Raw genomic sequence first — 18,908 nt, forward strand, 5'->3', positions numbered from 1 at the left:
GCCCCCGCTCCATGGAGAGGAAACCCGCGTGCCCCGTACATCCGCCACCGCCGTGTCCCGATCCCCGCGCCGTGCCCTGGCCCCCGTGGCCGCCGCCGCGCTGGGGTCGGTGCTCCTGGCCGCCGCGCCCGCCACCGCCGAGACCGCGCAGGCGCCCGCCTTCGACAGCTACGTCTCCCTCGGCGACTCCTTCGTCGCCGGTCCGCTCATCCGGGAGGAGAGGGTCAGCAGCAGCATGCCGCTGCTGGGCTGCCTGCGCACCTCCAACAACTACCCCACGATGCTCGCCGAGCGGCTGGGCATCACCGACTTCACGGACGCCAGCTGTTCGGGGGCGGTCGTCAACGACCTCTACGAGCCGCAGTTCGACGACACGCCGCCCCAGTTCGACGCCCTGACGCCGGAGACCGACCTGGTCACGGTCGGGATCGCGGGCAACGACTTCGGCTTCTCCGAGGTGCTCCTGGAGTGCGCCAAGCAGAGCCTGAGCAACCCGCTGGGCGACCCGTGCGCCGAGCACTACGGCGACGAGCTCGACCAGCGCATCGAGGACCTGCGTCCGGAGGTCGCGGAGGTCTACGCCGACATCGCCGAGCGCAGCCCCGACGCCACGGTGCTGGCCGTGGGCTACCTCCAGATCCTGCCCGAGAGCAGGGGCTGCTGGCCGAGCACGCCCATCGCGTGGGGCGACGTGCCCTTCCTGGACCAGGCGCAGACCGCGCTGAACGCGATGATCGCCGAGGAGGCCGAGGCCCAGGGCGCGGTCTTCGTGGACGTCTTCGAGCGCGGCCACGACGTCTGCACGTCCTCCGACACCCGCTGGGTGGAGGGCCTGATCCCCGAGAACGGGGCCCCGGTGCACCCGAACTACCTCGGCATGCAGGCCACGGCCGACTTCGTGGGAGCGGAGTTGGGGGTGCCGGTGCCCGTGGACGACGCCGCGTAGCCCAGGGTGATCGGCCGCCGAGGAGGGGAGTCCGTTCGATGGTGATCTGACCGCTTTCGTCCCCCGCAGGTCAAGGACTCTTTACCCTCTTTGGCGGCTGTTCGCGCTACGGAGAGTGACATATTGCGTGGTCTGTGTGACGAATGGTGAGGGCGTCGCGACAGGGAGATCCGCGTCACAGTGACGTGGGCGCCGCGGCGCTCCGAGCGAGAGCGGGAGAACCACCGTCATGCGAATACCGCGACACCACGAGCAAACGCAGGCCTGTCGTTCCACGGACCCGGGGCGGCAGGCCTCGCCCGTTCCTCCGCGCCGGGGCGGCGGGCGCACGCTCGCCGTCGCCGCGCTCACCGCGGCCGCCCTGACCGCAGGTACGGCGCCCGCGCTCGCCCAGCCGCTCCAGCCGCTCCAGCCGCCGCAGCCGGTGCGACCGGCGCAGCAGGCCGCGGCCACCGCGCAGGACTCCGCCGAACCGCGACGCGTCCACCTGTCCCTGTCCAGGCCGACGGTGGAGGACGCCATCAGCGCCGCGGAGTCGAAGAAGGGCACCCCCTACCGCTGGGGAGGCACCGGGCCGAACGGCTTCGACTGCTCGGGGCTCGTGCAGTGGGCCTACAAGCAGGCCGGGGTGGAACTGCCCCGCGTCGCCCACGACCAGGTCGGCGCCGGAACCCGGGTCTCCTACTCCGACGCCCGCAGGGGGGACATCCTGTACTGGGCCGACAGCGGCGGCTACGCCTACCACGTCGCCATCTACCTCGGCGACGGGCGCATGATCGACGCGCCGAACTCGGGGGACCACGTCCGTGAGCGGGACGTCCACAAACACGATCTCGCAGGTGCCGTACGGCTGTGAGACGGGCAGGCCTCGCGCAGCGCGCTGACGGCCGCCCCGCACGCCCCGGGGAGTGAACCCGGCCAGCCCCGAGCGGCACCCCTGCACCAGGTGCCCCGCCTCCACCGCGAAACGACCGGGTGGTCCCGCACACGGACCCGTCGGCGACGCGGCAGGCACGGAGGGCGACACGACCCGTACGACCGCCCCGACGACGTGGCGGTCGGCAACCACGAACCAGGGCTCCGCGGGTGCACCCGCGGGCCCCTCCACCACCGTCGCGCGACCGGGACCCGCACCCTCCGTGGGGGAGGGCGTGGGGAGAACGGCACGCCGCGTTCACGCGGGCGGTACGCACACGGGGCGCGTTAGCGCATAGTCTGGATCGCGTGAGCCCTATCCAGGTCCCAGACGCGCCCGTCGTCCTGTCGTCGGCGTCGGTCTACCCGGAGAAGACCCCGGCCGCCTTCGAGATCGCCGCGAAGCTGGGGTACGACGGCGTGGAGGTGCTCGTCTCCTCCGACCCGGCAAGCCAGGACATCGACCTCCTGCGGCGCCTCTCGGACTACCACCAGATCCCCGTCACCGCGGTCCACTCGCCGTGCCTGGTCCTGACCCAGCGCGTGTGGGGCAGGGAGCCCTGGGGCAAACTCGTCCGCTCCAAGGAGATGGCCGAGGCCTTGGGCGCCAAGACGATCGTGGTGCACCCCGCCTTCCGATGGCAGCGCGACTACGCCCGTGAGTTCGAGACCGGCATCTCCCGTATGCAGGACGAGACCGACGTCGTCTTCGCGGTGGAGAACATGTACCCGGTGCGCGTGCGCGACCGCGAGGTCGTCCCCTACGCGCCGAGCTGGAACCCGCTCGACCGGGACTACCCCGACGTCACGCTCGACCTGTCGCACACCGCCATGTCCGGCTCCGACGCCATGGACATGGCCAAGCGCCTGGGCGACCGCCTCTCCCACATCCACGTGGCCGACGGCATCGGCGGCCAGAACCTCGACGAGCACCTCATCCCCGGCCGCGGACGCCAGCCGGTGGGAGAGCTGCTGGAGTACCTGGCCGGGAACGGCTTCGGGGGCCAGCTGGTCCTGGAGGTCAGCACCCGCAAGGCCCCCGACCGCCAGGCGCGCATGCGCGAGCTGGCCGAGGCCCTGGCCTTCACCCGGCTGCACTTCGCCCGGACCGCGGGCCCCGGCGACCGGACGCGCGACCGCCGCGAGCGCATCGCGCTGCTGCGCCGTGCCCCCTCGGCGCCGCCCCGCCGCTTCGCGGTCGACGAGGGCGGCACCGTCGACGACGAGGGCACCGTCGACCCCGGGTGAACCCGGTCCGCCGCCGGGCCGGGGCGCACGGGGAGTCCACGGAGTGGGATCCGGTGTCCACGCGGGGCCGTCCGTGCCGTTAGCGTGGAGGTATCCGCAGGAAGGACCCTTCATGATCGCCATCATCGGTGCCGGGAAGATGGGCGAGGCTCTGCTCGCCGGAATGCTGGCCAAGGGCCACGCGCCGGAGGACGTCCTCGTCACCGAACCGCGCGAGGAGCACGCCGGGGAGCTGCGCGCCCGCTACGGGGTCGAGGTGGTCCCGGCCGCGGACGCGGCCAAGCGCGCCGACACCCTCCTGCTCGCGCTCAAGCCCCAGGACATGGTGGCGCTGCTGGACGACCTGGCGCCGCGCCTGTCCTCCGCCTGCCTCGTGATCTCCGTCGCGGCCGGGATCACCACCGCCGTGCTGGAGGAGCACCTGTCCGCCGGGACCCCCGTCGTCCGGGCGATGCCCAACACGCCCGCCCTGATGGGGCGGGGGATGACCGCGATCGCGGGCGGCGCCCACACCGGGGAGTCCCACCTGGACCGCGCCGAGGCGCTGCTGGGCACGGTCGGCGAGGTCATCCGCGTGGGCGAGCAGCACATGGACACCGTCACCGCCATCTCCGGCAGCGGGCCCGCCTACTTCTACTTCATCGCCGAGACGATGATCGAGGCCGGTGTGGCGATGGGGATGCCGCGCGCCACCGCGCAGAAGCTGGTCGGCCAGACCATCACGGGCGCCGCCGCCATGCTCAACGGCTCGGGCGAGCACCCGGTCGTGCTGCGCGAGGCCGTCACCTCTCCGGGCGGCACCACCGCGGCCGCGCTGCGCGAGTTGGAGCGGCACGGCGTGCGCACGGCCTTCACCGACGCCATCGAGGCGGCCCGGGACCGCAGCGGCGCGCTCTCCGGCAGCTGACGCGCTGCCCGGAACCGGTGGTGGTGTGACGCGAGGGGTCCCGGCCCCGATGATCACGTACTCATAGCCGATGCCGGCGTCCGGGCCTCGCTGTAAGCGCATGGTCGCGGCGGGTGGGGCGAGAGGAGATGGCCGGAAGCGGCCCGCTCTGCGGGGTCCGGTGTCGGCGGCCCTGGGTAGTGTCTTCGGTGAAGGGTGTACACGGCCCCCTCGGTCCCGTACGCGCGGGATCTCCCCCGTCTCCCGATCCCAGGGTCCCCCATGACTTCTCCCCCTCCCCCGCCCGACCCTTCCCAGCCGCCCGGCGGAGGCTTCCCGCCCCCGGGGCACGCGCCCTCGGGCCCGACCGGCGCCGACCCCACGGGAGGCAGCCCCGCCCAGGGCGGTCCGACCGGCGGCAACCCGGCCGGAGGGGCCTTCCGCGGCGGTACGCCCGCCGGTGGCGCACCCGCCGGCGGCACGCCCGCGGGCGGTATGCACTCGGGCGGTGTGCCCGGTCCGCCCCCGGGCGGGACGCCGCACGGAGGGAGGCCTCCGGGCGGGCCGCCTCCCATGGGACCGCCTCCGGGCGGTAGGCCACCCGGCATGATGCCGCCTCCGGGCGGGCCTCCCCCGGGCGGGCCGCCTCCCATGGGACCGCCTCCGGGCGGAATGCCTCCCGGCGGACCTCCTCCAGGTGGGCCTCCTCCGGGCGGAATGCCCCCCGGCGGCATGCCCCCCGGGCAGTTCGGACCGCCGCCGCCCCCGAAGCCGCCCAGGCTCGGCCTGTTCTCCTCCCCCTCCGCGCTGCGCACCTCGCTGCTCAACGCCTCGGGCATGGGAGCCGGATACGCCTACCTGCGCCAGTGGCCGTTCTTCGCCGCCGCGCTCGTCATCACCCTCGGCCTGCTGGTCACCGCCGCCTTCCTCGGCGCCGCCGACAACCTCCTGCTGTGGGCGTCGATCTTCGCGGCCTGGTTCGCCGTCGCGGCCGTGCACGGCCTGTTCGCGGGGCGCTCCCGCGACGAGCGCCTGCTCGGCAGGGGGGAGCAGCCGTCCAGGCGGGCGCTGCCCCTCTTCACCGCCGCCGGGCTGGCGGTCGCCCTGCTGGCGGCCCTCACCGGCGTGTGGCAGGCGGGGGAGTGGCGGCTGCGCGTCGCCGACGCCGCCCACGCCCGCGGCGAGTGCGGCGCCTCCGAGGCCGTCGCCGCCTACGGGAGCGTGGAGGACCTCTTCCAGCTCTCCTTCTCCCCGTCGCTCATGTCGCGCGCCCGCGCGGGCGCCGAGGCCTGCGCGCTCCTGGAGCGCGCCCAGTCCGACGTGGCCGCCGAGGAGTACGAGCGGGCCCTGGACTCCTACGCCGCCTACTTCGAGCACCCCTCCGCCCGCTGGGAGGACACCGACGGCGAGGTCGCCGACATCCACCTCTCCTACGCCGCCGACCTGGTGGCCTCCGCCGAGGAGGACTTCGGCGGCGAGGTCACCGACGAGTACCGCGAGAGCATGCGGCGGGCGCACGAGATCTACACCGTGATCCCGGTGGACTACGAGGGCACCGAGGCCGCGGGCCAGGTCCCCACCGCGCTCACCGAGCTCTACGGCACCGGCACCGCCGAGTACGCCGCCGAGAACTGGTGCGCGGGCTTCGACCAGATCGACATGTTCTCCGACCTGGCCTGGGACGCCGCCCCCGAGATCGCCGAGCGCATCACCACCGAGCGCCCCGACGCCGCGTTCAACTGCGGCTGGGAGAGCGTGGACGGGGGCTCGCTCGACACCGCCGACGAGATGGTCGTCCTCCTGGAGACGGAGTACCCCGACCACGAGACCGACGAGGTCGAGCGGATGGTCACCCACATCGGCGCGGGGCGCATCGAGGAGAGGATGGACGCCATGACCTCGATCGGCGAGGCCGACTTCGCGCCCGCTCCCACCGGCGGCTCCGGCAGCGACAAGAGCGTCCTGGAGATCACCAACAACACCCCGTACGAGATGCAGTTCCTCTACGTCGGTCCGGACGCCGTCCACGAGGAGATCATCACCCCCGCGTGCGAGGACTGCGAGGTCTACAGCTCACCGCCCACGGGCAACTCCTGCTTCGACGACGGCGAGGTCATGCGGGTCGAGCTCGAACCGGGCGAGTACCGGGTGCTGCTCACCTCGCAGGACTCGCTCTTCGGGGCGGTGCCCCTGCACGGCACCGTCGACTTCTCCGGAGGCGACCTGTACGAGTCCTGCTACTTCGTCACCGAGTAGCCCGGACGCAGTGGCCCGGACACCGCGGTCCGGCACGGGGTCGAGTCCCGTGCCGGACCGGGTCATCCAAACCCCGGGGTTCGTCCACGCGTGCGGTTGTGCGTACTGTGTGCTTCGGAGCACGCACACCTGAAACGGGGGTCACCACATGGGAGGGCGCACGTCCTGCTCGCTTCGGGTGGCATGGGACGACGGACTCACGGCCTACGACTTCGGTCCGCAGCACCCGATGGCGCCGATACGCGTCGAGCTGACCATGGCGCTCAGCCGCGAACTCGGCGTGCTGGACGCGCCGGGGGTCGGACTCCTGGACGTCGAACCGGCCTCGGACGAACTCCTGTCCCTCGTGCACGACCCCGCCTACATCGAGGCGGTCAAGCGCGCGGGCCGCACACTGGAACCCGACGAGGCCCACATGCTGGGCACCTCCGACAACCCCGTCTTCAAGGACATGCACGACGCCGCCGCGCTCATCTCCGGCGCGTCCGTGGCCGCCGCGCGGGCCGTGTGGAGCGGGGAGACCGCGCACGCGGCCAACATCGCGGGCGGCCTGCACCACGCCATGCGCGGCAACGCCTGGGGCTTCTGCGTCTACAACGACCCCGCCCTGGCCATCGCCTGGCTGCTGGAGCAGGGGGCCAAGCGCGTCGCCTACGTGGACGTGGACGTCCACCACGGCGACGGCGTCCAGAACGCCTTCTACAACGATCCGCGCGTGCTCACCATCAGCCTCCACGAGTCCCCGGCGACCCTGTTCCCCGGCACCGGCCAGGCCTCCGAGACCGGCGGCCCGGACGCCGAGGGGTACGCGGTCAACGTCGCCCTCCCCGCGGGCACCGGGGACAACGGCTGGCACCGGGCCTTCGACGCCGTCGTGCCGCCGCTGCTGCACGAGTTCCAGCCCGAGATCCTGGTGACCCAGCAGGGCTGCGACACCCACGCCCTGGACCCGCTCGCCAACCTCACCCTGAGCGTGGACGGCCAGCGCCGCGCCTACGCCGAGCTCCACGAGCTCGCGCGCAAGACCGCGGGCGGCCGGTGGCTGCTGTTCGGCGGCGGCGGGTACGGGCTGGTCCACGTCGTTCCCCGCGCCTGGACCCACCTGCTGGGCGAGGCCGCGGGCCGCCCCGTCGACCCCGACACCGAGACCCCGCAGGGCTGGCGCGACTTCGTGCGCCAGCGCACGGGGGAGCTGGCTCCGCTGTACATGACCGACGGGCGCGAGGTCGTCTTCGACCACTTCGTGGACGGCTACGACCCGGGCGACCCGGTGGACCGGGCCATCCACGCGACCCGGACCGCGGTCTTCCCCAGCCACGGGATCGACCCGAGTCTCTAGAGCCGACCCTCCGTTGCGCCGCGGACCGGGCCGCGGACCCGGTGTAGGCAGGGGCTCAGGGGGCTCCGGACAACTCATGGGACGGCTCCCATAACACCCCGGTGTCGACCGGCGTGAATTCCGGAGGAGCCGCGCGTGTCGCGTCCGAAGCGGGTAGGACAGAGGTTGAATACCGGGCGAACAGGAGCAGGCGCCGTGGTGGCCGCCCAGCGTGGCGCACGCTCGCTGCGCAGACGAGGAAGGGGAGCGCCAGGTGACGCCGCCGACACGCGCTGAACTGATCACCTATCTGGTGCGCACGGGAATCGCCGGGCACGTCGACACCCCGCGTCAGAACAACCTGCGGCACTACCGGCGGCTCGTCCAGAAGGACCCCTACCACCAGTTCGGCCTCACCTTCTCCCACGACTGGACCTTCTCCGAGGTCCTGGCGCTGATGAGCAAGCGCTGCGGCGTGGTGGCCGACGAGGACTACGTGTGGGGGATCGACACCATCGACCCCGACCTGACCATCGACGCCCTGGAGGCCCTCGCCGACCGGCTGGCCCTGGCCGCCGAGCGCCGGGAGCGGGTCATGTTCGCCACCGGGCACCCGCGCAACCTCCGCGAGACCTACCGCGCCTGGAAGGACGCCCTTGTCGAGCGCGGGTGTCAGGTCATCACCGCAGGCGGCGGCTACTCCTACGAAGTGACTACAGAACGCCCCCCGAACCGGCGGATCGTGGTGTGGGAGGACGACGTCGCCATCGTCACGGACGGTCGCCTCGCACGCCACAGCCACCACCCCTTCGCCATGCGTGCCATCCTCGGGGACCTCGCGGACCGCGGTGAGGCATGGCCGCAGTTGGTCATCGCCGACCACGGGTTCGCGGGTGCGGCCGGTGAGGCGGGAGTGCCCGCGATGGGCTTCGCCGACTGCAACGACCCCGCCCTCTTCCTCGCCGAGGCCGAGGGGAAACTACTGGTCACGGTGCCTTTGGACGACGGTTACCTGACCGAGGACTACGCCCCGCTGCGCGAGTACGTTCTCGCCAGAGCCGGTCTCCTGTGAGTGGGGAAGACCATTTATACCCACCGTTAAACCTCATCCGACCCGCCATCAACACATAGCGCCGAAGACAGCCCCAACGGCCTTTCGCTGAGGCGAACTCGGCTCTACTCTGAAAACGGACGTGTCAGTAGTGACAGCGTGACACGCTGGCGTGGTTTGGGGCGGGCACACCGGGGTCGCCGCCGCACACCACGCCGGTCCCAAGGGTAGACAATGCTCACGTCCGGGAATGAGGGCGTCGAAAGATGAACGGGAGCAAGCCGCCTCTCGAAGAGGTCAGGTTCCTGACCGTGGCGGAGGTAGCCACGATCATGCGTGTGTCCAAGATGACCGTTTACCGAATGGTGCACTCGGGAGTTCTCCCCGCGATTCGCGTGGGGCGTTCCTACCGGGTCCCCGAGCGGGCCGTGCACGACTACCTCCGCGAGGCTTTCGTCGAGGCTGGTTGACGCAGGGCCCGGCCGACCGGAGCCGTCCCCCGGCCCCCGGTCAGCCGACACACCCGGGGGGCGGTGTCTGACGGCCACCGCCCCCACCGGGGTTCTCCACCCCCTCGCCGCGTGCAGTCCGGCGCACGACGGGGCCGTCCCCACCCCCACCGGCCGCGGTTCCCCCTTGTGCCGGGGCGGCCGAACGGGCTCCAGGGCATCTACTACACTTTGTCGTTGTTGTAGTCCGCCCTGTTCACACCCCGTTCGCGAGGTCCCCTCTATGCCCAGAACCAGCACCGGTACGCGCCGAAGCCGTGCCGTGCCGCGCCTGGCGGCGGCCGGACTGGCCGCCGTACTCGCCCTGACCGGCTGCGCCGGGGGCAACGAGATCCAGGCCAGCGACGAGGAGAACCGCTTCATCTCCGGAGACGGAAGCGCCACCGCCTTCGAGGCCGCCGACCGCGCCGAGGCGCCCGAGGTCACCGGCACCACCCTCGACGGCGAGGAGGTCTCCCTCAGCGACTACGAGGGCGGCATCGTCGTCCTCAACGTCTGGGCGAGCTGGTGCGGCCCCTGCCGCGCGGAGCAGCCGGTCCTGGACGAGGTCCACGCCGAGTACGCGGACCTGGGCGTGGACTTCCTCGGCGTGAACATCAAGGACGACGAGACGGCCGCGCGGTCCTACCAGGAGAGCATGGGGGTCCCCTACCCGAGCCTGTACGACCAGCCCGGCGCGGTGCCCCAGGCCTTCCGCGACACCGTGCCCCCGCGCTCCATCCCCAGCACGCTCGTCATCGACCCCGAGGGCCGCATCGCCGCCCGCGTCATCGGCCCGACCACCTACGGACAGCTGACCGAGCTGCTCAACCCGCTGGTGGTCGAGTTCGACTTCGGCGACCCGGAGGAGCGTCCCCGGGTCGCGGAGCAGGAGGCCGGGGAGACGGCGTCCCCGGAGGAGGCCGACCCCTCGGCCGACCCCTCGGCCGACCCCTCGGACGCGCCGTCCGAGGCGGCCCAGGACTCCGGCGACGCGGGGGACGACGGCGGGTCCGGGGGCGAGGGCTGATGGATCCCATCGGCACCACCGTCCTCACCGGCTCCCTGCTGGCCGCGATCCCGCTGGCCCTGGCCGCGGGCCTGGTCTCCTTCCTCTCGCCCTGCGTGCTCCCGCTCGTGCCCGGCTACCTGTCCTACGTGACCGGGATGAGCGGCGCCCAGGTCCGCGAGCGCACCGCCCCGGCCGCGGGGGGCGGCACCGCCACCGTCGCCGACATCGACACCGAGCTGGCCTCCCGCCGCTGGACCATGGTCACGGGCAGCGTCCTGTTCATCGCCGGGTTCACCCTGGTGTTCGTCGCCGTCGGCGGCTTCATCGGCTGGCTCGGCGAACTCCTCATGGACTACACCGACCCCATCACCCGGGTGCTCGGCGTCCTCACCGTCGTCCTGGGCCTGGCCTTCATGGGCGTCATCCCGGGCTTCGGCCGGGAGTTCCGCTTCCACCGCCTGCCGCGGGCCGGTCTGGCGGGCGCCCCGCTGCTCGGCGTCCTGTTCGGCCTGGGCTGGACCCCCTGCATCGGGCCCACCCTGGCCGCCGTGCAGACCCTCGCCTTCGTCGAGGGCGGTGCCGGGCGCGGCATGCTGCTGTCCCTGGTCTACTGCGTCGGCCTCGGGCTGCCGTTCGTCCTGGCCTCCTTCCTCTACCGGCGTGCGCTGGGCACCTTCGACTGGCTCAAGCGCCGCACCCGCACGGTCACCGTGATCGGCGGGGCCATGCTCGTCCTGGTCGGCCTGGCGATGGTGACCGGGCTGTGGACACAGCTGACCATCGCCATGCAGGGCTGGGCCGCCGACTTCCAGACGGTGATCTGATGAGCACGACCGCGAACGACCAGGGGACCGGGACCGGTTCCCACGACGAGGAGAGCGCCCGACCGCGCCCCAAGGGCCTGGGCGCGGTCGGCTGGCTGCGCTGGATCTGGCGCACCCTCACCTCGATGCGCACCGCCCTGATCCTGCTGTTCCTGCTGGCGGTCGGGGCCATCCCGGGCTCGATCCTGCCGCAGAACGTGGTGAGCGTCGACGAGGTCAACACCTACTTCCAGGAGAACCCCGAACTGGCGCCCTGGCTGGACCGGTTCTACCTCTTCGACGTGTTCTCCTCGCCCTGGTACGCGGCGATCTACCTGCTGCTGTTCGTCTCCCTGGCGGGCTGCGTGCTCCCCCGCGCGCTGGCCCACGCCCGCGCAGTGCGGGCCCGCCCGGTGCGCACGCCCAAGAACCTGGGCCGGATGCCCTACGCGGCCGCGTTCACCACCGACGCCGACCCCGAGACGGTGCTGGAGCAGTCCCGCAAGGTCCTGCGGCGCTACCGGACCGAGCGCTACGGCGACTCGCTCTCCACCGAGACCGGCTACCTGCGCGAGGCCGGGAACGTCCTGTTCCACCTGGCCCTGCTGGGCCTGCTGCTGGCGCTGGCCGCCGGATCCTTCCTCGGCTACCGCGGCAACATGCTCCTGGTGGAGGGCGACGGGTTCGCCAACACCCTGACCTCCTACGACGCCATCTACCCCGGACACTGGACCGACACCGACTCCCTGGAGCCCTTCTCCATCCACCTGGACGACTTCGAGGCCTCCTTCATCGAGGACGGCGACCTGCGCGGGCAGGCCGAGTCCTACGTCGCCGACCTCACCTACAGGGAGGCGCCCGACGCGCAGGAGGAGCAGCACCGGCTGGAGGTCAACCACCCGCTGAGCGTGTCCGGCGTACAGGTCTACCTGCTCGGCCACGGGTACGCGCCGGAGTTCGAGGTGCGCAACGGCGAGGGCGACGTGGTCTTCGACCAGGCGGTCCCCTTCCTGCACCGGGACACCGCCTCCTACACCTCCGACGGCGTGGTCAAGGTGCCCGACACCGGGGGCGAGCAGCTCGGCTTCGTCGGCGTGTTCCTGCCCAGCGCGGTGGAGACGTCCGAGGGGGAGCTGGTGTCCAACTTCCCGGGCGCCGAGAACCCCCGGATCACGCTGGAGGGCTACCAGGGCGACCTGGGCCTGGTCGACCCGCAGTCGGTCTACCAGCTGCGCACCGGCGGCATGGAGGAGCTCGGCAGCTCCCCCGTGATGGAGATCGGGGACACCTGGGAGCTGCCCGAGGGCGCCGGGTCGATCACCTTCTCCGGTTACAAGGAGTACGTCAGCCTCCAGATGAACCGGGACGGCGCCCGGCTGCCCGCGCTGACCGCGGCCTCCCTGGCCGTGGCCGGGCTGGTCATCACCCTGTTCGTCCGTCCGCGCCGCGTGTGGGTGCGCGCGACCAGGGGCGGGGACGGCCGCACCCGTGTGGAGCTGGCCGCCCTGGGCAAGACCGAGGCGGCGGGCAACAACGTGGAGTTCCACGAACTCACCACGGAACTCGCCGGACGGCTCCGGAGCCGGTCCGACGGGGACCCCGGCTCCGAACCGGACGGCCGTCCGGACCCCGAGCCGGACCTCGACCCGGACCCCGTTCCGGGCTCCGACCCCCATCCGCCATCCGACCCGCCAGAGTCGACGACACAAGGGAGTGACCGGTGACGTACACACTCGCCGCACAGGTGGACGAGGTGATGGCGTCAGTCAGTGACTCGTTGATCATCGCGATGATCGTCACGTACGCGGCTGCGCTGTTCCTCTTCGCCATCGAGGCCGCCTACGGACAACGCACCAAGCTCAGGTCCGGCCGGCTCATGCCGGTCAACGCCGGTGCCGAGTCCGGCGCCGACGACGGCATCGAGGTCAACGTCCGCAGCACCGAGGCGGAGGCCAAGGCCTCCCAGAGCGTCCTGGGCAAGATCGCCCTGGGCGTGACGGCGTTCGGCTTCGTGATGGGCGTCGCCCAGATCATCGCCCGCGGCCTGGCCGCCGGGCGCTGGCCGTGGGGCAACATGTTCGAGTTCGTCGTGGCCCTGTGCCTGGTCGCGGTGGGCGGTCTGCTCTTCGCCTCCTACCGGTACCAGGCGCGTTTCCTGGGCGCGTTCGTGCTGGTCCCGGTGCTCGTCCTGCTGGGCATCGGCGTCCGCTGGCTGTACGTGGACCCGGGCCCGCTCATCCCCGCCCTGCACTCGTACTGGGTGCCCATCCACGTGACCGCGACGATCATCGCGGGCGGCGCCTTCATGGTCTCCGGCGCGGCCGGTGTCACCTACCTCGTGGCGCACCGGGCCGAGGCCAAGCGCGCGCTGGGCGAGACGGTGGCCGGTATCGCGGGCCGCCTGCCCAGCCCCGAGCTGCTGGACCGGATCTCCCACCGGTTCATCCTCTTCGCCTTCCCGCTGTGGACCTTCGGCATCATCGCCGGTTCCATCTGGGCGGACGAGGCCTGGGGCCGCTTCTGGGGCTGGGACCCCAAGGAGGTCTGGTCGTTCATCTCCTGGGTGATCTACGCGGCCTACCTGCACGCCCGCGCCACCGGCGGCTGGCGCGGACCCAAGGCCACGTGGATCAACGTGGTGGGCTTCGCGACCATCCTGTTCAACTTCTTCGCGGTGAACTACATGTTCAGCGGGCTGCACTCCTACGCCTGACCCCGACTGACGCACGAGGCCCCGCCACGGCGGGGCCTTTCGCTTCGGGGCGGGCCACCGCCCCCGACGGACGCTACGCGCGGTGCTCTCCGTGTTCAGACGGGCGGGGGAGCGGTGGACCCGCGCACCACCAGGCGGGTGTCCAGGGTGACGGTGCCGGGGGGATCCTCGCTGCTGATGCGGTGGAGCAGCAGGTCGATGGCGGAGCGCCCGGCGGCGGCGGTGGGCATGTCGACGCTGGTCAGGTCGCAGTGGCGGGCGGTGTGGGTGTTGTCGACGCCCACGACGCTGAGGTCGCCCGGCACGGACGCGCCCAGGGCACGGAGCTCCTGGACCAGGCCGAGGGCGACCAGGTCGTTGTAGGCCAGGACGGCGGTGGCGTCGAGGGCCAGCACCCCGGGGGCAGCGGCGGCGCCGCCCTCCTCGGTGGGCTGGTTGGGGCCCACGCTGTGCAGGAGGAGGCCTCGGCGCAGGGCGGCCTCCTCCGCCGCGCGCTCCAGGCGCTGGTTGGTCCACGACGCGCGCGGGCCGGTGAGCAGGGCGATCTCGCGGTGGCCGAGGGAGGCGAGGTGGTCCACGGCCTGCGCGGCGCCCGAGGCCACGTCCATGAGGACGGCGGGCAGCCCGGCGGGCTGGCGGTTGACCACGACGAAGGGCACGTCGGCGCTGAGTTCGGCGATCAGGCGGTTGCTCAGGCGCGGCGCCACCAGGAGCGCGCCGTCCACCTGGGTGGCCATGGAGCGGATCAGCTCCTCCTCCACGCGGGCCTGCTCGTCGGTGTCGGCGACGAACACGTGGTGGTCGCTGCGGCGGGCGTGGGCCTGGGCGGCCTTGATCAGGGGTGGGAAGAAGGGGTTGGCGATGTCGGCGACGATCAGCCCCAGGTTGCCGGTGCGCCGGGTGGACAGGGCGCGCGCGGCGCGGTTGGGCCGGTAGCCCAGGGCGCTGGCGGCGGCGAGCACGCGGGTCCGGGTGTCGGGGTTGACCAGGTGCGCGGCGGAGAAGGTCCGGGAGACGGTGGAGACGTGCACCCCGCTCGCCAGGGCGACGTCCTTGATGGTCACGGCCACCCGTGGCCTCCTTCGGTGGGGAACGGTTCCGAGGTTACTGGCAACCGGTTGTGGTTGACCAGTGCGTACTTTTGGGTCCGGTGCCTGGTTTTCCGGGGTTTTCCCGGGTGGGAGGGGTTGACGCGGATCCGGCTCTTGGGAGATGTTCATGCAACCGTTTGCAGTTTCCCCCCTGAGGAGCAGAACCATGCGCAGGCTCGTACTCCCTCTGAGCACGGTGTTGGTGATGACCGCGGTCGCGCCCGTCCAGGCGGCGCCCGACGTGGGCAGGCAGGTCCTGCCCGAGGGCGACGGCTGGGCCTCGGCCGGAGGCGGGACGACGGGAGGCGCGGACGCCTCCCCGGAGAACGTCTTCCACGTCTCCACGGCACAGGAGTTCCGCGAGGCGGTGAGCGGCGACGAGCCCAAGATCGTCCATGTCGAGGGCCTCCTCGACGCGAACACGGCGCCGGACGGCACGCCCCTGTCGTGTGAGGACTACGCCGTGGACGGCTACACGCTGGAGGACTACCTGGCCGCCTACGACCCCGAGGTGTGGGGCTGGCAGGATCCCAGCGGCCCGCTGGAGGAGGCCCGCGAGGCCTCGTACGCCGCCCAGGCGGAGCGGGTCCGGGTGGAGGTCGGCTCCAACACGACCGTGGTGGGGGTCGGGGACGGCGCCGAGATCACCGGGATGAGCATCCGTGTGGTGGGCGCGCACAACGTCATCCTGCGCAACCTCACCCTCTCCGACACGCACGACTGCTTCCCCGGCTGGGACCCCGGCGACGGCGGCGAGGGCAACTGGAACTCCGAGTACGACCACCTGGAGGTCTCCGGCTCCACGAACGTGTGGATCGACCACAACACGTTCGACGACGGCGACAACCCGGGCTCGGAGCTGCCGGAGTACTTCGGGCGCAGGTACGAGGTGCACGACGGCCTGCTCGACATCGTGCGCGCCAGCGACCTGGTGACGGTGTCGTACAACCACTTCGAGGGACGGGACAAGGCCATCCTGGTGGGCAACAGCGACGGCCGCACCACCGACCGCGGGTACCTGCGCACCACCTGGCACCACAACCACTTCGACGGCCTGGGCCAGCGCGCGCCCCGCGTGCGCTACGGCCAGGTGCACGTCTACAACAACCACTACACGGTGGCCACGGACCTGTACCAGTACAGCCTGGGCGTGGGCTTCGAGTCGCACCTGTACGCGGAGAACAACCTGTTCGACCTGCGCGACGGCATCGGGGCAGGGGAGATCGTCGCCAACTGGGGCGGCACCGACATCGTGGAGCACGGCAACGCGGTGATGGAGGACGGCCGCGGGCGCGTCACGGAGGTCGACCTGGTGGAGGCGCACAACGACGCCTACCCCGACCAGTCGCTGGGCACCGACCTGACCTGGGTGCCGCAGTACTCCACGCGGGTGGAGCCGGTGCACGCGGTCCGCGGCGTGCCGCGCGAGGCGGGCGCCGGACTGCTCTGAGACCGGCGCTCCCGGCGTGATCACGCACCGGGGAGCAGGCCCGCCCGGCCCCCGCCGGGCGGGCCGCCGCCGCTACAGGGGCTGGTCGTCGACCTTGATGTCCCACTGGACGTCGGTACCGTCGACGGAGGTCGTCGTGACGGTCACGCCGTAGTTCGTGCCGCCGTCCACGAGGTTGCAGCGGATCTCCGCGCCCACCTCCGCGGGGAGGCCCTGGGAGCAGGTGAAGTCCTCGGGGGCCTGGCCGACCACCGCCTCCAGCTGCGCGGCCGACTGCTGGGCGACCTGCTCGGCGGGGACGACCCCGTTGCTCGCGGCGGCGGCGCTGTCGTCCCCACCGGTGCCCTCGCCCGCGCCCCCGCCGGCGGCGCTCTCCTCGGCGGCGTCGTCCCCGGCCGGGGCGTCGTCGACCTTGACGTCCCACTGGACGTCGTCACCGTCGACCGAGGTGGTCGTGACGGTCACGCCGAGGGTCTGGCCGTCGGCGGTGAGCTCACAGCGGATCTCGGCGCCCACCTCCGCGGGGAGGTCCTCGGAGCAGGTGAGGTCGTCGGGGGTCTGGCCCACCTGCTCGGCCAGCATCTCACTCGATCGTTCGGCGACCTGCTCGGCGTCGACGGCGTCGGGGCCGCCGACGCTGAACTCGAACGAACAGCCGGTGGTCAGGAGAAGGGAAACCGCGCCCAGCGCTGTTCCGGTGATGACTCGACGACGTCCGGTCTGCCGCATTGCGACCTCCTCAGGGTTCGGCGGTGTGCACGGGTCTGGACGCCGAAAGCGACGAGCGGGTTCCCAGGTACGGGGCTTCGATGCGGGGATGTGACATCGATGACCGGTCCGTCCGCACGGTGCCCACCAGGAGACCGCCTGGGCGGGCGGGGCTCCGGACCCCTCCCGGGCCCCGGCGGCGACGCCTCCGGTCGACGCACGGGTGCCGCGCCGTGGACAACGATGGGGGCCGCCCCCTGTCGGGCGGCCCCCACCTTCGTCTTCGTCGTGCGCCGGTCCGGCCCGGTCGTGTCCGGGTCAGTCCTCCGGATCGATGCGCCGGTTGAGTCGTCGCAGGAACTCGGGGTCGTCGTCCGGTCCGAGCGGGTGCGGGCTGCCCGAGGGCTTGGTGAAGTCGGACGGGTCGAGGTCGTCGGCCGAGGCCGTGGTCTGTTCCGGGGAGGGCGCGCTCCCGCGGGGTGCGGCCGCCTGGCGCGGGCGGCCGAGGAGGAGCCACAGGACGGCGCCGACGGGCACGAACAGCACGATGACGAACACCCACAGCACCTTCGGCAGAGTGCGCACCTCAGAGGAAGGGGTGGTGAGCGCGTCGAAGAACGCGTACACCCACAGAACGATCGATACGAGCGTGATCAGGCCACCAAGCCACACCATGGTTCCAGCCTAACTCTTGCAGTCGACTCCTCACGGTCGGGACACCGGGCCGGAGGGCAGGGGGAGACCGCGGGGCGGCTGCCCGGCCGACGGGGCGGCCGGAAAGCCCCGTGGCTCCTGGAGCTCTTGCTCCCGCCGGATGGGCTGTCTCGGGGCGCTCTGACCCAGGGCGCTCTGACTCAGGGCGTGCTCTCGCTCGGCTCCCCGAGCAGGAGGGCGCGCACCTCGGACTCGCGGAAGCGGCGGTGCCCGCCCGGAGTCCGGATGCTGCTGATCCGCCCGGAGGCGGCCCAGCGCGTGACGGTCTTGGGATCAACCCGGAAGAGTGAGGCCACTTCCCCGGGGGTCAACAGGCGTTCGCTTGCTCGTTCCACCTTCACATTCCCCCAATCGTGCCCGCCTCGGACTCTGGGGGCGGCGGGCGTTTGATCCCCTAGTGTGCACGAGTTGGACCGTTTCCTCCCTAGTTTTCGGAGAAATTGCGGTGTTGGGGGGAGGAGTACCGGATATGTGACCGGAACGTGATGTTCGGGCCCTGCTGTCGGGATTGAAAACATCCCATGACTATGCGAATCGTGTTCGCCTATGTCCGGTTCCCCTGTGCCGCAGGCGACACACCGACCCGATGCCCGTCGCTGCGGGCACGCCCTTAACCTGGAGATAAGGACCTGTGGGACGCCCTCAGCCCGACCCGTGCCGGGCGTGGGAACGTCCGGACACAGGTGTTGACCGGGCGTTCCGCGCCGCCGATGGGCGTAGCGACCAATCTAGTCCAGGTAATCGTCTGTTGTGAGGCTTTTGGATGCGTAGCTTGCTGACCTATACCGCCGCCCGCCTGGGACTGTTCGCGGCGGCCTTCGGAGTGGTCTACCTTTTCGGCGCCCGTGCGTGGATCGCCCTGATCCTGGCCTGGTTGGTCAGCGGACTGGCCTCCTACGTCCTGCTGTCCGGGATGCGCGACAAGATCTCGGCGAGCGCGGTGGAGCGGATGGAGCGCCGCAAGGCGGACAGCGTGTCCGAGCGCCTGTCGGCCGCCTCCGCGCGTGAGGACGAGTTCCAGGAAGCACCGGCCCAGGAAGCACCGAACCAGGAAGCACCGGGCCACGGGGAGGCCCCGGCCGGGGCGGACGCCGACTCCGGTTCCGGCTCCGGTGCCGAGGCGGACGGGGGCGAGAAGGGCGAGAGGGGCGAGGACGCGCCGGCCGCGGCCAGGGAGTCCTGACCGGGTCCCGCGCCTCCGCGCACCCCAGCCGGGGACTGCCGGCGTTGTCCCGGCGCGTCCCGGCCGGAATCCGGATCCCGCGCCCGTGCACATCGGCCCGGGTCCGGGTCCGTGCGCCCCGACCGG

18 protein-coding genes are annotated in these 18,908 nt (G+C 72.0%); 14 read left to right on the top strand and 4 right to left on the bottom strand.

The annotated features are described in order from the left end of the window. Positions 1-28 precede the first annotated feature (28 nt). From HGB44_RS25655 to ccsB, 12 genes are all read left to right on the top strand, one after another. Positions 29-946 carry an SGNH/GDSL hydrolase family protein gene (locus tag HGB44_RS25655; RefSeq protein ID WP_061082931.1) on the top strand — a complete coding sequence of 306 codons (918 nt, stop codon included), beginning with the start codon at positions 29-31 and terminating at the stop codon, positions 944-946. A 229-nt stretch (positions 947-1,175) separates the two neighbouring features. Beyond that, positions 1,176-1,802 carry a C40 family peptidase gene (locus HGB44_RS25660; protein ID WP_061082932.1) on the top strand — a complete coding sequence of 209 codons (627 nt, stop codon included), beginning with the start codon at positions 1,176-1,178 and terminating at the stop codon, positions 1,800-1,802. Positions 1,803-2,170: 368 nt separating this feature from the next. After that, positions 2,171-3,109, top strand: coding sequence for a sugar phosphate isomerase/epimerase family protein (locus tag HGB44_RS25665; RefSeq protein WP_061082933.1), 939 nt, complete (start codon positions 2,171-2,173; stop codon positions 3,107-3,109). 112 nt (positions 3,110-3,221) lie between these two features. After that, complete coding sequence (proC, locus tag HGB44_RS25670; protein ID WP_061082934.1) at positions 3,222-4,016, top strand: pyrroline-5-carboxylate reductase; 795 nt, start codon at positions 3,222-3,224, stop codon at positions 4,014-4,016. Between the two features lie 711 nt (positions 4,017-4,727). Continuing rightward, positions 4,728-6,251 carry a hypothetical protein gene (locus HGB44_RS25675; RefSeq protein ID WP_061082935.1) on the top strand — a complete coding sequence of 508 codons (1,524 nt, stop codon included), beginning with the start codon at positions 4,728-4,730 and terminating at the stop codon, positions 6,249-6,251. 178 nt (positions 6,252-6,429) lie between these two features. Beyond that, complete coding sequence (locus HGB44_RS25680; RefSeq protein WP_061082936.1) at positions 6,430-7,590, top strand: acetoin utilization protein AcuC; 1,161 nt, start codon at positions 6,430-6,432, stop codon at positions 7,588-7,590. Between the two features lie 253 nt (positions 7,591-7,843). Continuing rightward, positions 7,844-8,641, top strand: coding sequence for a phosphatase (locus HGB44_RS25685; protein ID WP_061082937.1), 798 nt, complete (start codon positions 7,844-7,846; stop codon positions 8,639-8,641). 245 nt (positions 8,642-8,886) lie between these two features. Beyond that, entirely contained in the window at positions 8,887-9,090 is a 204-nt protein-coding gene (locus tag HGB44_RS25690; protein ID WP_013155995.1) for a helix-turn-helix domain-containing protein, read from the top strand. Positions 9,091-9,352: 262 nt separating this feature from the next. After that, positions 9,353-10,138: a TlpA family protein disulfide reductase gene (locus tag HGB44_RS25695; RefSeq protein ID WP_210752160.1), complete on the top strand. Its 786-nt coding sequence runs from the start codon at positions 9,353-9,355 to the stop codon at positions 10,136-10,138. Continuing rightward, complete coding sequence (locus HGB44_RS25700; protein WP_061082939.1) at positions 10,138-10,944, top strand: cytochrome c biogenesis CcdA family protein; 807 nt, start codon at positions 10,138-10,140, stop codon at positions 10,942-10,944. The genes HGB44_RS25695 and HGB44_RS25700 overlap by 1 nt, the downstream gene beginning before the upstream one ends. Continuing rightward, entirely contained in the window at positions 10,944-12,647 is a 1,704-nt protein-coding gene (gene resB / locus HGB44_RS25705) for a cytochrome c biogenesis protein ResB (protein WP_061082940.1), read from the top strand. The genes HGB44_RS25700 and resB overlap by 1 nt, the downstream gene beginning before the upstream one ends. Next, on the top strand, positions 12,644-13,636 hold the full coding sequence (gene ccsB / locus HGB44_RS25710; RefSeq protein WP_061082941.1) for a c-type cytochrome biogenesis protein CcsB: 993 nt from the start codon (positions 12,644-12,646) through the stop codon (positions 13,634-13,636). Before resB ends, ccsB begins: the two co-directional genes overlap by 4 nt. A 95-nt stretch (positions 13,637-13,731) precedes the next feature. Here the strand turns inward: ccsB and HGB44_RS25715 are convergent, their stop codons facing one another. Continuing rightward, the gene (locus tag HGB44_RS25715) at positions 13,732-14,706 is read right to left on the bottom strand and encodes a LacI family DNA-binding transcriptional regulator (protein ID WP_061082942.1); all 975 of its coding nucleotides are present in this window, start codon (positions 14,704-14,706) and stop codon (positions 13,732-13,734) included. A 187-nt stretch (positions 14,707-14,893) separates the two neighbouring features. Here HGB44_RS25715 and HGB44_RS25720 point away from each other — a divergent pair, with 187 nt between their 5' ends. Beyond that, positions 14,894-16,177 (top strand): pectate lyase family protein, encoded by a 1,284-nt coding sequence (locus HGB44_RS25720; protein WP_061082943.1) that lies wholly within the window; start codon positions 14,894-14,896, stop codon positions 16,175-16,177. Positions 16,178-16,249: 72 nt separating this feature from the next. Here HGB44_RS25720 and HGB44_RS25725 read toward each other — a convergent pair whose 3' ends face one another. From HGB44_RS25725 to HGB44_RS25735, 3 genes are all read right to left on the bottom strand, one after another. Continuing rightward, complete coding sequence (locus HGB44_RS25725) at positions 16,250-16,906, bottom strand: DUF4333 domain-containing protein (RefSeq protein ID WP_061082944.1); 657 nt, start codon at positions 16,904-16,906, stop codon at positions 16,250-16,252. 297 nt (positions 16,907-17,203) lie between these two features. After that, positions 17,204-17,560, bottom strand: coding sequence for a PLD nuclease N-terminal domain-containing protein (locus tag HGB44_RS25730; protein ID WP_061082945.1), 357 nt, complete (start codon positions 17,558-17,560; stop codon positions 17,204-17,206). 179 nt (positions 17,561-17,739) lie between these two features. Further along, positions 17,740-17,940 carry a BldC family transcriptional regulator gene (locus HGB44_RS25735; RefSeq protein ID WP_017535950.1) on the bottom strand — a complete coding sequence of 67 codons (201 nt, stop codon included), beginning with the start codon at positions 17,938-17,940 and terminating at the stop codon, positions 17,740-17,742. Positions 17,941-18,362: 422 nt separating this feature from the next. On the opposite strand from HGB44_RS25735, the gene HGB44_RS25740 reads away from it, so the two are divergent. Then, the gene (locus HGB44_RS25740) at positions 18,363-18,782 is read left to right on the top strand and encodes a DUF4229 domain-containing protein (protein WP_061082946.1); all 420 of its coding nucleotides are present in this window, start codon (positions 18,363-18,365) and stop codon (positions 18,780-18,782) included. Positions 18,783-18,908: the final 126 nt, after the last annotated feature.

This window comes from Nocardiopsis alborubida (assembly GCF_012396365.1).
GTDB lineage: Bacteria > Actinomycetota > Actinomycetes > Streptosporangiales > Streptosporangiaceae > Nocardiopsis > Nocardiopsis alborubida.

What these genes read in the sequence shown, in the direction of transcription:
- HGB44_RS25660 (WP_061082932.1), top strand. Translation starts at nt 1,176, where the DNA reads ATGCGAATACCGCGACACCACGAGCAAACGCAGGCCTGTCGTTCCACG.
- proC (WP_061082934.1), top strand. Translation starts at nt 3,222, where the DNA reads ATGATCGCCATCATCGGTGCCGGGAAGATGGGCGAGGCTCTGCTCGCC.
- HGB44_RS25675 (WP_061082935.1), top strand. Translation starts at nt 4,728, where the DNA reads ATGCCCCCCGGGCAGTTCGGACCGCCGCCGCCCCCGAAGCCGCCCAGG.
- HGB44_RS25690 (WP_013155995.1), top strand. Translation starts at nt 8,887, where the DNA reads ATGAACGGGAGCAAGCCGCCTCTCGAAGAGGTCAGGTTCCTGACCGTG.
- HGB44_RS25695 (WP_210752160.1), top strand. Translation starts at nt 9,353, where the DNA reads ATGCCCAGAACCAGCACCGGTACGCGCCGAAGCCGTGCCGTGCCGCGC.
- HGB44_RS25700 (WP_061082939.1), top strand. Translation starts at nt 10,138, where the DNA reads ATGGATCCCATCGGCACCACCGTCCTCACCGGCTCCCTGCTGGCCGCG.
- resB (WP_061082940.1), top strand. Translation starts at nt 10,944, where the DNA reads ATGAGCACGACCGCGAACGACCAGGGGACCGGGACCGGTTCCCACGAC.
- HGB44_RS25720 (WP_061082943.1), top strand. Translation starts at nt 14,894, where the DNA reads ATGCGCAGGCTCGTACTCCCTCTGAGCACGGTGTTGGTGATGACCGCG.
- HGB44_RS25725 (WP_061082944.1), bottom strand. Translation starts at nt 16,906, where the DNA reads ATGCGGCAGACCGGACGTCGTCGAGTCATCACCGGAACAGCGCTGGGC.
- HGB44_RS25730 (WP_061082945.1), bottom strand. Translation starts at nt 17,560, where the DNA reads ATGGTGTGGCTTGGTGGCCTGATCACGCTCGTATCGATCGTTCTGTGG.
- HGB44_RS25740 (WP_061082946.1), top strand. Translation starts at nt 18,363, where the DNA reads ATGCGTAGCTTGCTGACCTATACCGCCGCCCGCCTGGGACTGTTCGCG.